The organism is Mycolicibacter minnesotensis (genome assembly GCF_010731755.1).
GTDB lineage: Bacteria > Actinomycetota > Actinomycetes > Mycobacteriales > Mycobacteriaceae > Mycobacterium > Mycobacterium minnesotense.
In genome coordinates this window covers 2,025,030-2,042,232 of sequence record NZ_AP022589.1, presented here as the reverse complement: position 1 = coordinate 2,042,232, position 17,203 = coordinate 2,025,030, and the positions used below count along the sequence as shown (strand labels likewise).

The window sequence follows — 17,203 nt, the reverse complement described above, 5'->3', positions numbered from 1 at the left end:
AGCTGCGCGCCGCTGTCACCTCTTATACCGTCATTAAATAAGAGATTACCGTGAATAGCTAAACGGATCGAAACAATCGCAACGCATGCTACTCGTCGGCTGCCACCGCGGCGCCGACCGGGTCTGATTCACCCAGCTCAGCGCGCACCTTCGCCAAGGCCAGCCGTAGTCCGGGCAGCTGCCGCTCACGCACCGCCACAGCGCGGGCCGTCGCGGCGGCATGCTCATGCAGTTCCCGGTCCAAGGCGGCAACTCGGCTGGCCGCGCGGGCAGCCTCGGTCTCATTGCGGCCCGCGAGCTCGGCGGTGAGCGCCGACTCCGCCGCCACCACCCTCAGGCCAACACGTTCCTGCGCCACCAAGCGCACACCGTTGGTGGCCTCCCCCACCCACCGATCGAGCACCACGCGGTCGCGCAACAACCCCCTGATACGCACCACCCACACCGTGGCCGCCACTCCGACACCTGCACAGCCGGCCACACCGATAGCCGCCAGCTCCGGCGCCAGGTGGGCGAAAATGCGGCTCAGTGTCAGCGCCACACCCAGACCGAATCCGACCCCCAGCACCGCCATCAACTGCGTCTCCAGCCGGCGAGACGCCAGCGGCGGCCGGCCGATGTCGAGCTGCGGCGACGGAGCAGCCTGCCCCGCCCCCGGATCGATGGACAGCCCCAGCTCCTGGGCCACGTCGGCGAGATGGTCGGTGACCCCCTGATCCACCTCTGCCACCACCGCGCCCAGCCGGTCGTGAACATAGGTCTCGAATTCGGCGAACCGTCGCCGCGACATGCCCGCCGCATCTTCGGCCAGCTCGCTGCGCACCGAGGAGCAGCGCTTACGGGCGAAATGGGACAGCTGCACCCTGGCCTGCGCGATACGACTGCGCAATGCGATCGCCCGCTCTGACTTCGACATCCGCCGCTGCCGGACCACCTCGTCGCGCTGCTCCTGCAGCTGCATCACCCTGGTCCGCCGGCCGTGTGCGCGAGCATCGTGGTCGACGCGATCGGCATCGGTACGCAGCTGAAACTCCCAGGAGCGCAGTCGGTTGCGGCGGTCCGAGTCACCGCCTTCGAGCTGATCGACCAGTTCGCCGACCACGTCGTCGACGTGGGGAACGCCCCGTTGCGGCGCTGCGGCCGCACCCACCCACGGCACGCCTCGGTAACGCGGCGCGTACTCGGCGAGCGTCTGGCGCGCCACTGCCTGCATCTGGCGCCAATGCCGGTGCGCGTCGATCTTGGAGACCACTCCGATCACCACATCGGTGTGAGCAGCCACCGCATCGAGCAGCGCACAATCTGACTCCGTCAGCGCTGCTGCCGCTGAGACCACGAACACCACCGCCAACGGCACCTCCCCGGGCGTCAACTCGGCGGCCTCCATCACCAGGCGGCGCGGCAGACGCTCGGTCAGGACGCTCACCATCGAGCTGACCCCAGCCAGCCAAGGGCCGGTCACCACCACCACGTCGCAGCGGCGCACCGTCGGCGCCCGCACGCCGGGGACGACCTCAGCCACCAGGGCATCCACCTGGGCAGTCGGGTCCGAGTTGGCCGCTGCTGCATCGACGGTGGTCATGACCGCGTCGCCGCCCACGCCCGCAACGATCCCCGGGCGATGTCGGCGGCGCAGGCCCGCGCGGCCGGCCCTACCGGCGCGCCGGAATGGGCGTGCCAGCGGCGGGCCCGCCCGAGCAGGGGTTCGTCGGGCAGGTCCATGACGGCCGCCGCGGCGCCAAGCCGGGCGGCGACCGTCGCGTCACGCACCAAGAACTCGTCGATCCGCGGGTCCGCGACCGCCATCGCCTCCAACCGGAGCAGTGCTTGGGTCATCCGCCGGTGATAGACCGCGGCGCCCAGCACCTCCAGCCGGGCGAGAACGCCATCGACGCCGCTGAGCGCCACCAATCGGGCACGCCCCTGCTCCAGAGTCCCCTCGCTTCGGGCCAGGTCGAGCAGTGCCGCGATCCCCGACACATCGACGGTGTCGCACAGCCGCTGCCTGATCTGCTGCGGAACCGGATGCACACAGTTGACCAAGCGCTCGGCCGAGCTCAGGTCCGCGGGCCGCGCGGCGAGGCACCTCAGCGCCTCCCACAGCCGATCGTCGAATCCGCCGCCGAGTCCGGCAACCGCGAACAGCGCCGACATCGGTTCACCCGACGCCCGCGACGACGCGGCCCCGTCGCGGCCCAGCAGGTCCGTCTTGTTCAGCACCACCAGTACCGGGCGACGCCCGGCGGCGCGCACTGCGGCGTCATCCTCCGGCTTGCGCACTTCGGCAACCACATGAACCCACAGGTCGGCACTGTGGGCACCGCTCCCGCTGGGTATCCCGGCGGCGGCCAGCGCCGCGACCACGGTGCGCCGGCCGACACCGCGCCTGCCGGTCACCGCGACCTGCAGCGGCGCGGTGATGGCTGCGGCGATCCGCGACAGTCGCGGATCGGCGTTCTGCGTGGCGAGCACCGTCAGCTCGTCGGCGAAGAGCTGGTGCCCGTGTGTCACGACGCTGCCTCCCGCCCAATCGACCCTCGCGGTCATGGTGTCAGCTGGATCGCCATGGCGCGAGTCACCGCTGAGGCCCCCCGCTAGGCAACTGTTGGGTATCAATGTGGACCGCAAAGTGGGTACACGTGAGTCCATGGGCCACCATGGACTGCATGCATGCGCCGCGCGACGTCGAAACGGCATCAGACGTCCCTGGCGTCGACACCCCGGCTCCACGCCGATTTCGCAACTTCAGCGTCCGTTACCGGCACTCCGCACTGTCGGCCGGCCAGCGCCAGACCTGGGAGCGCCTGTGGCCGGGCCTGGGCGCCGACGTGGCGCCGCCGGATGGACCCGACCGCCCCCAACCGCTGGATCCGCAGCGCTGGTTCGGCCGCGACGTTCCCCTGGTGCTCGAGATCGGCTGCGGCGCCGGGACCTCGACCGTCGCGATGGCCCTGGCCGAGCCGAACCTGGACGTCATGGCCGTCGAGGTCTACGAGCGCGGACTGGCCCAGCTGCTGTGTGCGATCGACCGCGAGCAGCTGAGCAATATCCGGCTGCTGCGCGGCGACGGCCTCGACGTGCTGGAATACCTGATCGCCCCGGCATCCCTGACCGGGGTGCGGGTCTTCTTCCCCGACCCGTGGCCCAAGGCGCGACACCACAAGCGGCGGCTGCTGCAGCCGGCCACCATGGCACTGATAGCCGACCGGCTACGACCGGGCGGGGTGCTGCACGCCGCGACCGACCATGCGGACTACGCCGTGCAGATTGCCGAGTCCGGGGACGGCGAGCCGGCGCTGCGCCGGGTGTCGGACCCTACCGACCCTTCGCTGGGCGCTGGCCTGCCGATCTCGATCGCCCGGCCCACCACCAAGTACGAAGCCAAGGGCCGCAACGCTGGCAGCGCGATCAACGAGTTCGTCTGGGTGCGGGTCTGATGAACGGCGCCGATCTGAAACCCGGCCCGGGCGCTGACGCCGGCGGAATCGGCCCCGCCACCGATGCGACGCCCGCTCAGCGGGTGTTGTTGGTGTGGGACGCTCCGAACCTGGACATGGGCCTGGGTGCGATCCTGGGCCGCCGCCCGACCGGCGTGGAACGCCCCCGCTTCGATGCCTTGGGCCGGTGGCTGCTCAACCGCACCGCCGAGGTCGCGGCCGCTCACCCCGGGCTTCGGGTCGAGCCCGAAGCCACCGTCTTCACCAATATCGCACCGGGCAGCGCTGACGTGGTTCGGCCCTGGGTCGAAGCGTTGCGTAACGTGGGTTTCGCGGTCTTTGCCAAGCCGAAGATCGATGAGGACAGCGATGTCGATTCGGACATGCTCGAACACATCGCGTTGCGCAAAGAGCAGGGACTGGTGGCGGTGGCGGTGGCCTCCGCCGACGGTCAGGCGTTCCGGGAACCGCTGGAAGCGCTGTGCGACGCCGGCTTAGCTGTTCAAGTGCTCGGATTTCGCGAACATGCGAGCTGGGCGCTAGCCTCGGATACCTTGGAGTTCGTCGACCTGGAAGACATTCCTGGTGTGTTCCGGGAGCGGCTGCCGCGAATCAGCCTGGATTCGCTGCCGGAACAGGGAGCATGGCTCCAGCCGTTCCGGCCGCTGAGCTCCCTACTGAACTCGCGTGAGTGACAACTGGAGAGCCCGAGGTTAGGGGCGCGCGAGTCCAGAAGATATCTCCACAGACGTTAGTAAGGAGCGTATAGGTGTTCGCCTGGTGGGGTCGAACTGTATACCGCTACCGATTCATCGTAATCGGCGTGATGGTGGCGCTCTGCCTGGGTGGCGGGGTCTATGGGATGAGCCTGGGTGACCACGTCACTCAGAGCGGGTTCTACGACGAGGGCAGCCAGTCGGTGCAGGCGTCGATCGTCGGCGACGAAGTCTATGGCCGCGACCGCACCAGCCATGTGGTGGCGGTCTTCACCGCCCCCAAGGGCGAGACGGTTGACGACCAGGAGTGGTCCGACGGAATCAAGAGCGGGCTCAACAAGGTCAAAGACGCCCACCCGGATCAGATCATGAGCTGGGTCGGCTACTTCACCAATCCCGAGGCGCTGGCCAACATGGCCGATCCGGAGAAGAAGCACGCGTTCGCCTCGATCCAAATCCGGGGCGACGACGACGACACAATCTTGAAGAATTACCAGGCGGTCGAATCCGACCTGCAGAAGCTCGACGGCGGCAAGGTGGAACTGGGCGGTCTGCAGCCGATCGCCAGTGAGTTGACCGGCACCATCGCCACCGACCAGCAGCGCATGGAGGTGCTGGCGCTTCCGCTGGTCGCGGTGGTGCTGTTCTTCGTCTTCGGCGGGGTGGTCGCGGCCAGCCTGCCGGTCATCGTCGGGGGCCTGAGCATCGCCGGTGCCACCGGCATCCTGCGCTTCGCCGCCACGTTCGGGCCGATCAACTTCTTCGCTCAGCCGGTGGTCTCGCTGATCGGTCTGGGTATTGCGATCGACTACGGGCTGTTCGTGGTGAGCCGATTCCGTGAGGAGATCGCCGAGGGGTATGACACCGAAGCGGCGGTCCGCCGGTCGGTGATGACGGCCGGACGCACGGTGGTGTTCTCGGCGGTGCTGATCATCGTCTCGGGAGCCAGCCTGCTGGTGCTGCCGCAGGGATTCGTCAAGGCGATCACCTACGCGATCTTCTCCTCTGTGGGCTTGGCCGCACTGCTGTCGATCACCCTGCTCCCGGCCATCCTGGGTGTGCTGGGCAAGAACGTCGACGCGCTTGGAGTGCGCACCCTCTACCGGGTTCCGATCCTGCGGGACTGGGATCTCCACAATCGCGTCATCGGCTGGCTCGCCGAGAAGACCCAGAAGACCAAGACCCGCGAAGAGGTCGAGGCCGGGTTCTGGGGCAAGCTGGTCAACTTCGTGATGCAGCGGCCGTTGGCGTTCGCGATCCCGATCGTGATCGCGATGGTCTTGCTGATCATCCCGCTGGGCAAGCTGACCTTCGGCGGGATGAGCGAGAAATACCTGCCGCCGGACAACACCGCCCGGGTGGCCCAGGAACACTTCGACGACATCTTCCCCGGCTTCCGCACCGAGAAGCTGACCCTGGTGATCAAGAGCACCACCAACAAGCCGGTCACCGACCAGCAGGTCGCCGATGTCCGCAACCGCGCCATGGCGATCAGCGGATTCGTAGTGCCCGACGACGACCCCACCGAGATGTGGAAGCAACGGCCCTATCTGCCCGGCGCCTCCAAGGATGAGTCGGTCAAGGTGATCGAGAACGGTCTGATCAACCGCAACGACGCCGCCCAGAAGATCAAGGCGCTGCGCGCCATGAGCACACCCAAGGGGCTGGAGGTGCTGGTCGGCGGGACACCAGCGCTGGAACAGGACAGCATCCATGCCCTGGTCAGCCAGGGACCGCTGATGCTGGTGATCTTGCTGATCACCACGACACTGCTGATGTTCCTGGCATTCGGGTCACTGGTACTGCCGTTGAAGGCGGCGGTGATGAGCGCTCTGACGCTGGGTTCGACGATGGGCATTTTGACCTGGATGTTCGTGGACGGGCATGGCGCCGGCCTGCTGAACTTCACTCCGACACCACTGATGGTGGTGGTGATCGCCCTGGTGGTTGCCGTCGGCTGGGGACTGGCCACCGACTACGAGGTGTTCCTGGTCTCCCGCATGGTGGAGGCCCGAGAATCCGGGATGTCGACTACCGAGGCGATCCGGATCGGCACCGCCACCACCGGTCGCCTGATCACTGCGGCCGCCCTGATTCTGGCCGTGGTCGCCGCGTCGTTCGTGTTCTCCGACCTGGTGATGATGAAGTACCTGGCATTCGGCCTGATGGCGGCGTTGCTGCTGGACGCCACCGTGGTCCGGATGTTCCTGGTGCCGGCGGTGATGAAGCTCCTCGGCGACGACTGCTGGTGGGCGCCGCGCTGGATGAAGCGTCTGCAGAACCGGATCGGGCTCGGCGAGATCCGGTTGCCCGACGAGCGGCGTCGGGTGACCCGCCGCCCCGCCGCCGGGACGGTGGCGCCGGCCCTGGTGGGTGCAGCCGCTCCACGCCCGGCGCACGATCCCACGCACCCCGCCCCGGGCCGCGCGGCCCCGGCCCGGCCGCGTGTCACCGAGCAGCTTCCGACTCGTCCGGTCAGTGGCAATCCGTCCAATGCCCGGACCAACCGGATCAACACCGGACCGGCCGAGCCGCCCACCACCCGATTCTCGTCGGCCGAACCGGCCACCGAGCGAGTGACGGCGCCCGGCAGCGAGCCGGCCGGCGCCGGCGAGAAGGACCGCGAGATCGAGTCGTGGTTGGGCGAGCTGCGTGGCGGTCGCGACACGGCGCAGCCCCGGCGCGGCCGACCGGGAGACAGCGACCCGGAGGCCTCCGACGAGCGGACCCGCTCGCTGCCCAAACCCCCGGCGGGAACCGAGAACGCCCCTACCACGGCGATCCCGGCCCCGGGCTCGGCCGCTGATCCCGACAACCCTGCCACCGAGAAGTTCACCGCGGCAGAGCAGCCCGGTGAGGACGCCGAAGGCAAGCCGCAGAGCCCGCAGCGGCGCGGTTCCGCGGGCGGCCTTAGCGCTGCTGAGCTGCTGCGCCGGGAGGGCCGCTACTGACGTCGTCGGATTCCGGGTCCGTCGGATCGTCATCGCTGACTTCAGACGGACCCGAATCCGAGGCGTCGACCAGCACCCGCACCGCCCGGTCAATGAAGGCGATCAGCGGGACCGCAAGTAGGGCGCCCACGATGCCCGCGAGGATTACGCCGGTGGAGATCCCCAACACCACCGCGAGCGGGTGGATCGAGACGGCACGCCCCATGACCAGTGGCTGCAGCACATGGGCTTCCAACTGGTTGACGGCGATGATCAGCCCCAGGGTGACCAACCCGTAAATCCACCCCTTGGCGATCAGTGCGACCAGCACCGCCAACAGGCCCGTAAGCACCGCACCGACCAGCGGAATGAAGGCTCCCAGGAACACCAGCGAGGCCAGCGGGAGCGCCAACGGCACCGCCATCACCGCCAACCCGATGCCGATTCCGAGGGCATCAACCAGGGCCACCAGGAACGTGGCCCGGACATAGCCGATCAGTGATTCGAATCCGGCGACGCCCGCAGCATGCACGGTCGCACGGACGTTGCTCGGGAAGAACTTCACCGTGAACCGCCAGATATCGCGGCCGCCGTAGAGGAAGAAGATCAGCGCGAACAACACCACGAAGGCGCCGGTGAAGATCTTGGTGATGGTCTCGGCGGTCGACAATGCCCCGCTGGTCAGCTTGGCCTGGTTGTTACGCAGGCCGACGACCACGGTATCGCCGGCACTATCGATCTGCTCACTGCTCAAGTGCAGCGGCCCTTCGACCAACCAGTGCTGCGTCGAGTTGATCACCTGAGTGACCTGCTCGACCAGTTCCGGCACCCCGTCAATGAACTGGTCGATCACGAAGCTCAGCAAGCCAGCGAGCACCGCTAAGCCGCCGAGCAGCAGCAGGAACACCGCCAAACCCCGGTGCACACCGTGCCGAGACAGCCAGTCCACACCAGGCAGCAGCAGCGCCGACATCATCATCGCGATCGCCACCGGGACGACGATCACTTCAAGTCGCCGCATCACCAACAGCACCACCAGTACCGCGCCGAACAACACCAGCAGGCGCCAAGCCCAGGCCGCTGCCTTACGTACCGTGGGATGGACGGATTCGTCTGCGCTGGCTGACATTCCGGTAGCGTAACGATGCCGCAGCAGGTGCACATCACGTAGCCGAATATCGCTGTGGCGCAGCTAACCTCTAAATTCGTGTCCCTCGCCGCCAGTTCTCCCGATTGCGTCACGCACGACGCAGTCGAGCAACACGGCGGCGGCAGGTACCGCTGGCTACGCTCGCTGCTCGTCGGCCTGGTCGCGGTGGTGCTCACCGCCGAGATCGCACTGGTGTGGGACCAGGTCTGTGCTGCCTGGTGCAGTCTGTGCCGTGCCGACGGCCGCTGGCTGGTGGGGGCGGTCGTGGCCGCAGCCGCATCCATGCACAGTTTCGCGCAGATTCAGCGGACCCTGCTGAGCTCGGCCGGGGTCCACGTGACGCAGCGGAAGTCCGAAGCCGCCTTCTACGCAGCAAACTCGCTGAGCACCACGCTGCCCGGCGGCCCGGTCCTCTCGGCGACGTTCTTGTACCGACAGCAACGCCGCTGGGGCGCATCCCCGGTGGTGGCGTCGTGGCAATTGGTGATGTCGGGCGTGCTACAGGCGGTGGGGCTGGCGGTGCTGGGCCTGGGCGGCGCGATCCTGCTCGGCGCCCGCAGCAACCCGTTCTCACTGTTGTTCACCCTCGGTGGATTCGTCGCGCTGCTGCTGCTGGCACAGGCGGCCGCGTCGCGACCGGAATTGATCGACGGCATCGGCGCGCGCGTGCTGTCCTGGGTGAACTCCGCGCGCTCCCGGCCCGCTGATAACGGGCTTGCGACCTTACGCAGGATGCTGGGCCAACTGGAGTCGGTGAGCCTGGGCCGCCGCGACGCGTCGACGGCTTTCGGCTGGTCCTTGTTCAACTGGGTCGCCGACGTCGCTTGCCTGGCGTGCGCGGCCTACGCCGCCGGGGGGCGGGCGTCGATCGCAGGCCTGACGGTGGCCTACGCCGCCGCACGCGCGGCAGCGACGATCCCCCTGATTCCCGGGGGCCTGCTGGTCGTGGAAGCCGTGTTGGTCCCCGGCCTGGTCTCCAGTGGATTGAGCCTTCCCGACGCCATCTCGGCGGTCCTGGTCTACCGGCTGATCAGCTGGCTGCTGATCTCAGCCGTCGGCTGGGTGGTGTTCTTCGCGGTCTTCCGCTCCGACAATGCAGCCGACCATGACACGGAGCTGCGCCCCGCAACCCTCAGCGAATCGCAACCGGTTGGGTCACCGCCCCGGCCGGCGGTCCACTCACCGGTAGGCCGTTCACCGGGCCGCCGACGCCGCCCGGCAAGCCGCCCTGCGCCTGTGCGGCCTGCAACAGTCCGAGCACCTGCGGCACGCTGACCGCCAGCTTGCACTGGTCGCTGACCTCCTGGACCGGCGCGATGATCTTGGCCAGGTCGTCCTGGACCTTCGGGTTGGCCTCGAAGTGCGCCTTCAGGTTTGCCAGCGTCTGGGGGCCGGGTTGTTGCTGGAGCGCGCCGGTCATCACCTGATTGGTGTCCGGGTGCGAGTCCAGGTAGTCACCGGTCGAGGTGACGGCTTTGCCCACGGTCCGCGCTATCTCACTGGCCACGCAGGGGTCTTTGGCCGCGGTCGCCGACGGCGCCGAAGGTGCCGCCAGCACGGCAGCGGCAGCGGCAGCGGCCCCACCCAACAACACCGGCAGGGACGCGAGGACGCCCGCGCCCGAGAGGCTGCGGCGCACTGTGGCACGAGTGATGTTCACGAGTTTCTCCTGACGACAGACGAGATTTCCGATCAGTCCCTACGGCGCCCCGCCACGGTGCGGGCAGGCGATCACAGAGTTGGTCTGGTGTGCTGATGCGATGCCCCCCGGCAGCAACGGCAGATCGAAAGACGGCCTTTTCCCCATCCTGACAGTAACCACCTAAGGCCGCCACCGGAGCGCAGGTCAGCCTGGTCACAGTGCGGTTCCCAGATGGCATCGGAGCAGCTCAGAGGCGAGAGAAAAGGTCGGCACGAGGCGCTGCTGCGGTAGGCTCGCAGCACGCGGCGCACGGGTGCGGGCGAGAGCGGAGAGAAGAAATCCAGCAGTTCATGATGCGCTTCAGCAGCAACCTGCGCAGATTCCGCTGGGTGGTCTTCACAGGGTGGCTACTGGCTGTCATTCCCTCGCTGTACCTGGCCGGCACCCAGTCCGGACACCTGACCGGCGGTGGCTTCGAGGTCCAAGGATCGCAGTCACTTCACGTCCAGTATCAGCTCGAGGACCACTTCCCGGAGCAGGGGGCCTCACCGCTGGCTCTGGTGGCCGCGCCCCGCGCCGACGCCACCTACCGCGACATGAAGGACGCGGTCGCGCTGCTCCAGCAGGCTGCCGGCGAGGTTGCCAGCGTGACGGTGCTGCCCGATTCGACGCAGCCGCCGCCCCGACCGGACCGGCCCTACGTCGTGTCCCTGCGGGTGGACTTCAACAACACCGGCGCCGTTGACGTCGCCAAGAAGTTGCGCGCCAAGCTGGGCGTGGAAGGCGAGCATCCGGGCCGGATCGAGAACGGTTCGGTGAACCTCTACGTAATCGGGCAGGGCGCGCTCGGCGCCGCCGCGTCGGCGAAAACCAAACAGGACATCGGTGCCGCCGAGCGCTGGAACCTGCCGATCGTGCTGATCGTGTTGTTGGCGGTGTTCGGCTCACTGGCCGCGGCCGCCATCCCGCTGGCGCTGGGCATCGGCACCGTGATCGTCACCATGGGCCTGGTCTATCTGCTGTCGATGTTCACCGCGATGTCGGTGTTCGTCACCTCGACGGTCTCGATGTTCGGCATCGCCCTGGCGATCGACTACTCCCTGTTCATTCTGATGCGCTACCGCGAAGAGCTGCGGGCCGGCCGCCAACCGGAGGAAGCCGTCGATGCCGCGATGGCGACGTCCGGGCTGGCGGTGGTGCTGTCCGGTCTCACCGTCGTGGCCTCTTTGACCGGGATCTATCTGATCAATACGCCGGTGCTGGTCTCGATGGCCACCGGAGCGATCCTGTCCGTCTCGGTCGCGGTGCTGGCCTCGGTCAGCCTCACCCCGGTGGTGCTGGCGGTGTTCGGCCGGGCGGTCGCCAAACGTTCAGCGCTGCTGCACTGGACGCGCGGACCCCAAGCCCTCCAGTCACGGTTCTGGACCCGCTGGACCGCATCGGTCATGCGCCGCCCGTGGGCGTCAGCGCTGGTGACCGCGGGGTTCCTGTTGGCGCTGGCGGCACCGGCGCTGTCGTTGTCGCTGGGCAACAGCATGCTTCGCCAGTTCGACTCTTCCCATGAGCTCCGCGGCGGGGTGGCCGCGGCGGCTCAGGCCCTGGGCCCGGGCGCGCTGGGACCGATCCGGGTGTTGGTGACCATCCCGGGCGCGGATGCCTCAGCGCCCGCCCACGCCGCGACGTTCGCCGCCGTCCGCCAGGAGATGGCGCAGGCCCCCAACATCGCATCGGTGTCGCAGCCGGTATTCGGCAATGACAACAGCAGCGGCCTGCTGTCCGCGGTGCTGTCGGTCGATCCCGAGGACATGGCAGCCCGAGACACCGTCGACTGGATGCGCGAACACCTGCCCGCGGCGGCCGGTTCGCCGGCGGTGCAGGTAGACGTCGGCGGACCGACCGCGTTGATCAAGGACTTCGACGACCGCGTCTCAGCGGCCGAACCGATGGTGTTCGTGTTCGTGGCGTTGATCGCCTTCCTGATGTTGCTGGTCTCCATCCAGTCGGTGTTCCTGGCGCTCAAGGGCGTCGTGATGACGGTGCTGTCGGTGGCGGCTGCCTACGGAAGCCTGGTCATGGTGTTCCAGTGGGGCTGGCTGGAAAGACTCGGTTTCGCGGCGACCGGCTCTATCGACACGTTCATTCCGCCGCTGGTCCTGGCAATGACGTTCGGCTTGTCGATGGACTACGAGATCTTCCTGCTGACCCGCATCCGGGAACGCTTCCTGCAGACCGGAAACACCCACGACGCCGTCGCGTATGGGGTGAGCACCAGCGCCCGGACCATCACCAGCGCCGCCCTGATCATGATCGCGGTCTTCATCGGCTTCGCGTTCGCGGGGATGCCGCTGGTCGCCGAGCTGGGTGTGGCTTGCGCGGTGGCGATCGCGGTGGACGCCACCGTGGTGCGGTTGGTGCTGGTTCCGGCCCTGATGGCGATGTTCGCCGAGTGGAATTGGTGGCTGCCGGGGTGGCTGGCCCGGATCCTGCCGTCGGTGGACTTCGAGAAGCCGCTGCCCACGGTGGATCTCGGCGATGTCGTGGTGATCCCCGACGACATCTCCGCCCTGATCACCCCCAGCGCCGACCTTCGCGTGGTGGTCAAGTCCGCGGCCCGGCTCAAAGGCCTGGTTCCCGACGCGGTCTGTGTCAGCGATCCGTTGGCGCTGCGCGGCTGCGGAGTGACCGACCTCGCGACGAGCAAGATCGAAGCGGTTCCGGTCAGCTCTGGGTCGGCCGGGTCATCGCCGGCAGGCGGCAGAGCAGTAAGCCAAGCGCTGGCCAGGCTGACTGGCGGCTGGCAGTCCCGCACCGGCGCAGACCGGGCTCAACCGCGCATGGTGCGGCCGGTGCACCCGGTCACGGTGTGGCGGCGCCGGCTCGCAGTGGCGCTGGACGCGTTGGAGACCGAAACGTGGGCGGCCAACGAGATCGGGCTGGAAGGCCCGGCGTTGACCCGGAGCCGGCCCATGGAGACCGCCGCCGTCCAGCTGCCCACCGGCGATCGGCTCCAGATCCCCACCGGCGCCGAAACCCTGCGGCTGGCGGGCTACCTGGTGCTGGCGCGCAATGGCCCCCGAGACTACTCGGGGCTCGCCGAGCTTGCCGGCGCACTCGGCCCCAAAACCGTCGCTGAGGCACTCGCCGAGATCGACAGGTATTACTCTGGTCAACCAGCCGACGGACGATGGATGGCCAGCCAGCTGGCCTGTCGGCTCGCCGATCCGGAACCCACCGCACGCGGCGACTACGCTTCCGGCGAGGACGCTCCGGAGGCGGGCACGGACTGGGAAGAGGTTCAAGGGCGCTGCCTGGCAGTTGCCGTAGCGATGCTGGAGGAGGCGAGGTGACGTTGGCCGCGGACCGACGTCGTGGGTCGCTGCCCCGGCAGCCTGCCGGCGACACCGACCGGCCGGTCGAGTTCTGGCCCACCTCGGCGATCCGTTCTGCGTTGCAGAGCGGCGACATCGGCACCTGGCAGCTCATCGTGGTCGCGCTTAAGCGCGACCCCTATGGTCGCACTGCCCGCCAGGTCGAAGAGGTGCTGGACGGCACCCCGTCCTTCGGCATCTCCAAGGCGCTCGCGGAGGTCTTGACCCGCGCTCGCGCACATCTGGAAGCCAACGAACGCGCGGAAGTGGCGCGGCACATGCGGGTGCTCATCGAGCGGTCCGGCCTGAGCCAGCAGGAGTTCGCCTCACGGATCGGGGTTCCGGCCGACACGCTCGGTGAATACCTCAGCGCCGCGGTCAGTCCGCCGGCGTCGCTGATGGTCCGGATGCGTCGACTCTCGGACCGCTTCGTCAAACTGCATACCCGCGACACGCCCGACGTCGTCTGACGCCGGGCTGTCGCTGTCGGGTCAGCGAGCGTGAATCGGTGACATCTCCAGAACCAGCCATTGGTCGCCTCGCTTGGTCAGCGTGACCCGGACGGGGACCACCGACTGCTTGACCTGTTGGTTGGCCACCGTCTGGACGCTGCGCATCACCACGGCGACCCGCGCAGCCGACGGCCCGAGCGCCTCGACACCGGCACTGAGCGTGTCCGCCTCGACCGAGATGTTGCGGTTAGCCATGTCGCTGGCGGTCCGGCCGATGCTCTCCCGAAACGCGGGGATCCGATCGGGAACCATGTAGGACGCGGCCTTGTCGATGGACGTGTCGGGGTCGGCCGGCGAGACCGTGGCGGCGGCTTCGGCCATGCCGACCGCTACCTTGACCACCTCATAGGAGTCGGCCTCCAGCTCGCGATCCGGCACCGTCCAGCGCAGGTAGCCCAGTACCGCGGCGGCGACCAGCGCCGCAGCGGCCAAAGCGACAACCCCGAAGCGCAGACCGGGCCGTTCATCGTCGGTGCCGATCGTGACCTTGTCGCGGCGCAGCAACACGAAGTTGACCACCATGCCCTCGACGATCAGCAGCGCCAGCACCGAGCACAACGACACGTACCACACCGGCCAGCCCAGGGTGGGGCCCACCAGCAGCAGGCCACCGATCGCGGCCAGCGGCGCGGCGACATCGATGGCCGCGACCCGCCACGGCGTCTGGGCTTTCAGGGCATCCACCTTGCTCATCGAATGGACCTCAATCGGGAGATCATCAGGTCATCGCCGACGGCGGTGACGTCGAGGTGCAACGCCCAGTGCACGGTCTGCGGCCTGCCGCCCACGTTCTCGGCGATCGAAGTGGCGATCACCATCACCGGGTCGGTGCGGCCTGGGCTCGACGGCTTGTCATTGCCCACTCCGGCGGATTCGTCGAGATCGTGGTGCTCCAGCTCGATGGCGACCGCTTCGATCCGGCCGCTGCTGCGCGACTGGATCCGCTGAACAACATCGCGGTAGGGCGCCAGGGCCGCGTCGAACTCGCCGTTGAGCTCGCCCACCGTCTTGTCGCGCAGTCGCGCCATGCCCTTCTCGACGTTCTCGGCGTTCAAGTTGATCAGCACACTGGTCCAGCTGGCGGCGGTCTGCAGCACTTGGCTGCGGTGTTCGCGCTCCTTGGTGTCTTTGTGGTGGAGCTCCCAGGTGTACCCACTGAAAATCAACGCCGCCACGGCGACCAGGCCCAGCACCACCGAGCCCCATCCGTAGCCGGAGAGGCCACTGCCCGGGGCTGCCGCGGCCGGCTTGCCGCCGACGCTCTTCTTGGCCGTCTTCGCTTTGGGTTTGGGGGTAGCGTCCTGGTCCTTGACGCTTTCTACAGTGGCGGCACCGGGATCGATGATTGCGTCCTCCACCTCGGTGGAGACGTCCGGTTGCTCCTCGTCAGCCATGGCGGTGACGCTACAGGAGAGCTGCGGCATCCGTCGTGGAAGGATGGGCTGGTGACCTCACCAGCCACCCGTTCCGGCGTCGATCTCACCCACGTGGACAGTGCGGTTCGTCCGCAGGACGATCTGTTCGGTCACGTCAACGGCCGCTGGCTCGACGATTACCAGATGCCACCGGACCGGGCCACCGATGGCGCCTTCCGCACTTTGTTCGACCGGGCCGAGATCGAGGTCCGTGACCTCATCACCGAGGCCGCCGCCAGCCACTCTGCCGCCGGCACCGATGAACGCCGGATCGGCGACCTCTACGCCAGCTTTATGGACGAGCAGACCGTGCGCGAACGCGGAGTGCAGCCGTTACGCCGGGAGTTGGCGGCGATCGACGACGCCGGCGACCGCGTGGCCCTGGCGGCGGTGCTGGGAGCGGTTCAGCGCACCGGCGTCGGCGGGGGCGTGGGCCTTTATGTCGACACCGACTCGAAGGACTCGAGTCGTTACCTGCTGCACCTGAGCCAGTCCGGCATCGGGCTGCCGGACGAGTCCTACTACCGCGACGAACAGCACGCAGAGATCCTGGCCGCCTACCCCGGCCACATCGCGGCGATGTTCGCGCTGGTCTACGGCGGGGACCCGGGCGAGTACGCCGGTACCGCCGAGCGCATCGTGACGCTGGAGACCAGGTTGGCGGCTGCGCACTGGGATGTGGTGAAACGCCGCGATGCCGATCTGACCTACAACCTGCGCACCTTGGCAGGTCTGCCCGCCGAGGCGCCCGGCTTCGACTGGGCCGGCTGGGTGAGCGCGCTGGGCGTGCGGCCCGATACCGCCGACGAATTGGTGGTGCGCCAGCCCGACTTCCTGAACTCCTTCGCCGCACTGTGGGAAGGCGCGGACTTCGCCGAGTGGCAGGACTGGGCGCGGTGGCGGCTGATTCATGCCCGCGCCGGTCTGTTGACCGAGGAGTTGATCGCCGAGGACTTCGCCTTCTACGGGCGCCGCCTGTCGGGCACCGAACAGATCCGGGACCGCTGGAAGCGCGGCGTTTCGGTGGTGGAATCGCTGTTGGGCGATGCCGTCGGAAAGCTCTACGTGGAGCGGCATTTTCCGCCCGACGCCAAGGCGCGAGTCGACGAGCTGGTCGGCAACCTACGCGAGGCGTACCGGGTGAGCATCACCAATTTGGACTGGATGACCCCGGCCACCCGGGAACGCGCGCTGGCCAAGCTGGACAAATTCACCGCCAAGGTGGGCTACCCCGCCAGCTGGCGGGACTACTCAGTGCTGGCCACCGACCGCACTGATCTGTACGGCAACTACCTCCGCGGCTACGCGGTCAACTACGACCGGGAACTGGCCAAGCTGGGCCGGCCGGTGGACCGCGACGAATGGTTCATGACGCCGCAGACCGTCAATGCCTACTACAACCCCGGGATGAACGAGATCGTCTTTCCCGCGGCGATCCTGCAGCCACCGTTCTTCGACGCCGAGGCCGATGACGCGGCCAATTACGGCGGAATCGGTGCGGTGATCGGCCACGAGATCGGCCACGGTTTCGACGACCAGGGAGCCAAGTACGACGGCGACGGCAACCTGATCGACTGGTGGACCGACGCCGACCGCACCGAGTTCGGCTCCCGCACCAGCGCGTTGATCGCCCAGTATGAGACCTACGTCCCGCGTCAGCTCGACGCCGACCGACACGTCAACGGCGCGTTCACCGTCGGGGAGAACATCGGCGATCTGGGGGGTCTTTCCATTGCGCTGCTCGCCTACCAGCTGTCGCTGGCCGGCGCCGAGGCACCGGTGATCGAAGGTCTGACCGGCACCCAGCGGGTCTTCTTCGGCTGGGCGCAGGTGTGGCGCACCAAGTCCCGCGACGCCGAGGCGATCCGCCGCCTGGCCGTAGACCCGCACTCACCGCCGGAGTTCCGGTGCAACGGGGTGGTCCGCAACATGGACGCGTTCTACGACGCCTTCGCGGTCACCCCCAACGACGCTCTCTACCTGGAGCCCGCTTCGCGGGTCCGAATCTGGAACTGAGCGCGGCCGTTCTACTG

General features: G+C 68.0%; 12 protein-coding genes and 1 pseudogene. 7 read left to right on the top strand and 6 right to left on the bottom strand.

Annotated features, from left to right (window positions below; all coding sequences use genetic code 11):
• Positions 1 to 88: 88 nt before the first annotated feature.
• Positions 89 to 1,582, bottom strand: coding sequence for a hypothetical protein (locus G6N09_RS09470; protein ID WP_083026546.1), 1,494 nt, complete (start codon positions 1,580 to 1,582; stop codon positions 89 to 91).
• Positions 1,579 to 2,547: a hypothetical protein gene (locus G6N09_RS09465; RefSeq protein ID WP_083026414.1), complete on the bottom strand. Its 969-nt coding sequence runs from the start codon at positions 2,545 to 2,547 to the stop codon at positions 1,579 to 1,581. Before G6N09_RS09465 ends, G6N09_RS09470 begins: the two co-directional genes overlap by 4 nt.
• A gap of 119 nt (positions 2,548 to 2,666) precedes the next feature.
• Between G6N09_RS09465 and trmB the strand changes: the two genes are divergently transcribed.
• The 3 genes from trmB to G6N09_RS09450 all read left to right on the top strand — a co-directional run bounded on the left by trmB (position 2,667) and on the right by G6N09_RS09450 (position 7,104).
• Positions 2,667 to 3,437 carry a tRNA (guanosine(46)-N7)-methyltransferase TrmB gene (gene trmB, locus G6N09_RS09460; protein ID WP_083026544.1) on the top strand — a complete coding sequence of 257 codons (771 nt, stop codon included), beginning with the start codon at positions 2,667 to 2,669 and terminating at the stop codon, positions 3,435 to 3,437.
• Positions 3,437 to 4,132 carry an NYN domain-containing protein gene (locus G6N09_RS09455; RefSeq protein WP_109558943.1) on the top strand — a complete coding sequence of 232 codons (696 nt, stop codon included), beginning with the start codon at positions 3,437 to 3,439 and terminating at the stop codon, positions 4,130 to 4,132. Before trmB ends, G6N09_RS09455 begins: the two co-directional genes overlap by 1 nt.
• A gap of 74 nt (positions 4,133 to 4,206) precedes the next feature.
• Positions 4,207 to 7,104 carry a trehalose monomycolate exporter MmpL3 gene (locus G6N09_RS09450; RefSeq protein ID WP_083026411.1) on the top strand — a complete coding sequence of 966 codons (2,898 nt, stop codon included), beginning with the start codon at positions 4,207 to 4,209 and terminating at the stop codon, positions 7,102 to 7,104.
• Here the strand turns inward: G6N09_RS09450 and G6N09_RS09445 are convergent.
• Positions 7,064 to 8,212, bottom strand: coding sequence for an AI-2E family transporter (locus tag G6N09_RS09445; RefSeq protein ID WP_083026409.1), 1,149 nt, complete (start codon positions 8,210 to 8,212; stop codon positions 7,064 to 7,066). The genes G6N09_RS09450 and G6N09_RS09445 overlap by 41 nt on opposite strands.
• A gap of 78 nt (positions 8,213 to 8,290) precedes the next feature.
• Here G6N09_RS09445 and G6N09_RS09440 point away from each other — a divergent pair, with 78 nt between their 5' ends.
• Positions 8,291 to 9,508 (top strand): lysylphosphatidylglycerol synthase transmembrane domain-containing protein, encoded by a 1,218-nt coding sequence (locus G6N09_RS09440; RefSeq protein WP_234807037.1) that lies wholly within the window; start codon positions 8,291 to 8,293, stop codon positions 9,506 to 9,508.
• 19 nt (positions 9,509 to 9,527) lie between these two features.
• Here the strand turns inward: G6N09_RS09440 and G6N09_RS19980 are convergent.
• Positions 9,528 to 9,791 (bottom strand): annotated as a pseudogene (locus tag G6N09_RS19980) (hemophore-related protein); the annotation flags it as partial.
• Between the two features lie 434 nt (positions 9,792 to 10,225).
• Here G6N09_RS19980 and G6N09_RS09430 point away from each other — a divergent pair.
• Positions 10,226 to 13,222 (top strand): MMPL family transporter, encoded by a 2,997-nt coding sequence (locus G6N09_RS09430; RefSeq protein ID WP_083026404.1) that lies wholly within the window; start codon positions 10,226 to 10,228, stop codon positions 13,220 to 13,222.
• Complete coding sequence (locus G6N09_RS09425; protein ID WP_083026402.1) at positions 13,219 to 13,713, top strand: helix-turn-helix domain-containing protein; 495 nt, start codon at positions 13,219 to 13,221, stop codon at positions 13,711 to 13,713. The genes G6N09_RS09430 and G6N09_RS09425 overlap by 4 nt, the downstream gene beginning before the upstream one ends.
• Before the next feature lie 21 nt (positions 13,714 to 13,734).
• Here G6N09_RS09425 and G6N09_RS09420 read toward each other — a convergent pair whose 3' ends face one another.
• Both G6N09_RS09420 and G6N09_RS09415 read right to left on the bottom strand, forming a co-directional pair.
• A complete protein-coding gene (locus tag G6N09_RS09420; RefSeq protein ID WP_083026400.1) occupies positions 13,735 to 14,448 on the bottom strand; it encodes a hypothetical protein in 714 nt (237 codons plus the stop codon).
• Positions 14,445 to 15,149, bottom strand: coding sequence for an Rv1363c family protein (locus tag G6N09_RS09415; RefSeq protein ID WP_083026397.1), 705 nt, complete (start codon positions 15,147 to 15,149; stop codon positions 14,445 to 14,447). The genes G6N09_RS09420 and G6N09_RS09415 overlap by 4 nt, the downstream gene beginning before the upstream one ends.
• Positions 15,150 to 15,200: 51 nt before the next feature.
• On the opposite strand from G6N09_RS09415, the gene G6N09_RS09410 reads away from it, so the two are divergent.
• Complete coding sequence (locus tag G6N09_RS09410; protein WP_083026395.1) at positions 15,201 to 17,186, top strand: M13 family metallopeptidase; 1,986 nt, start codon at positions 15,201 to 15,203, stop codon at positions 17,184 to 17,186.
• Positions 17,187 to 17,203: the final 17 nt, after the last annotated feature.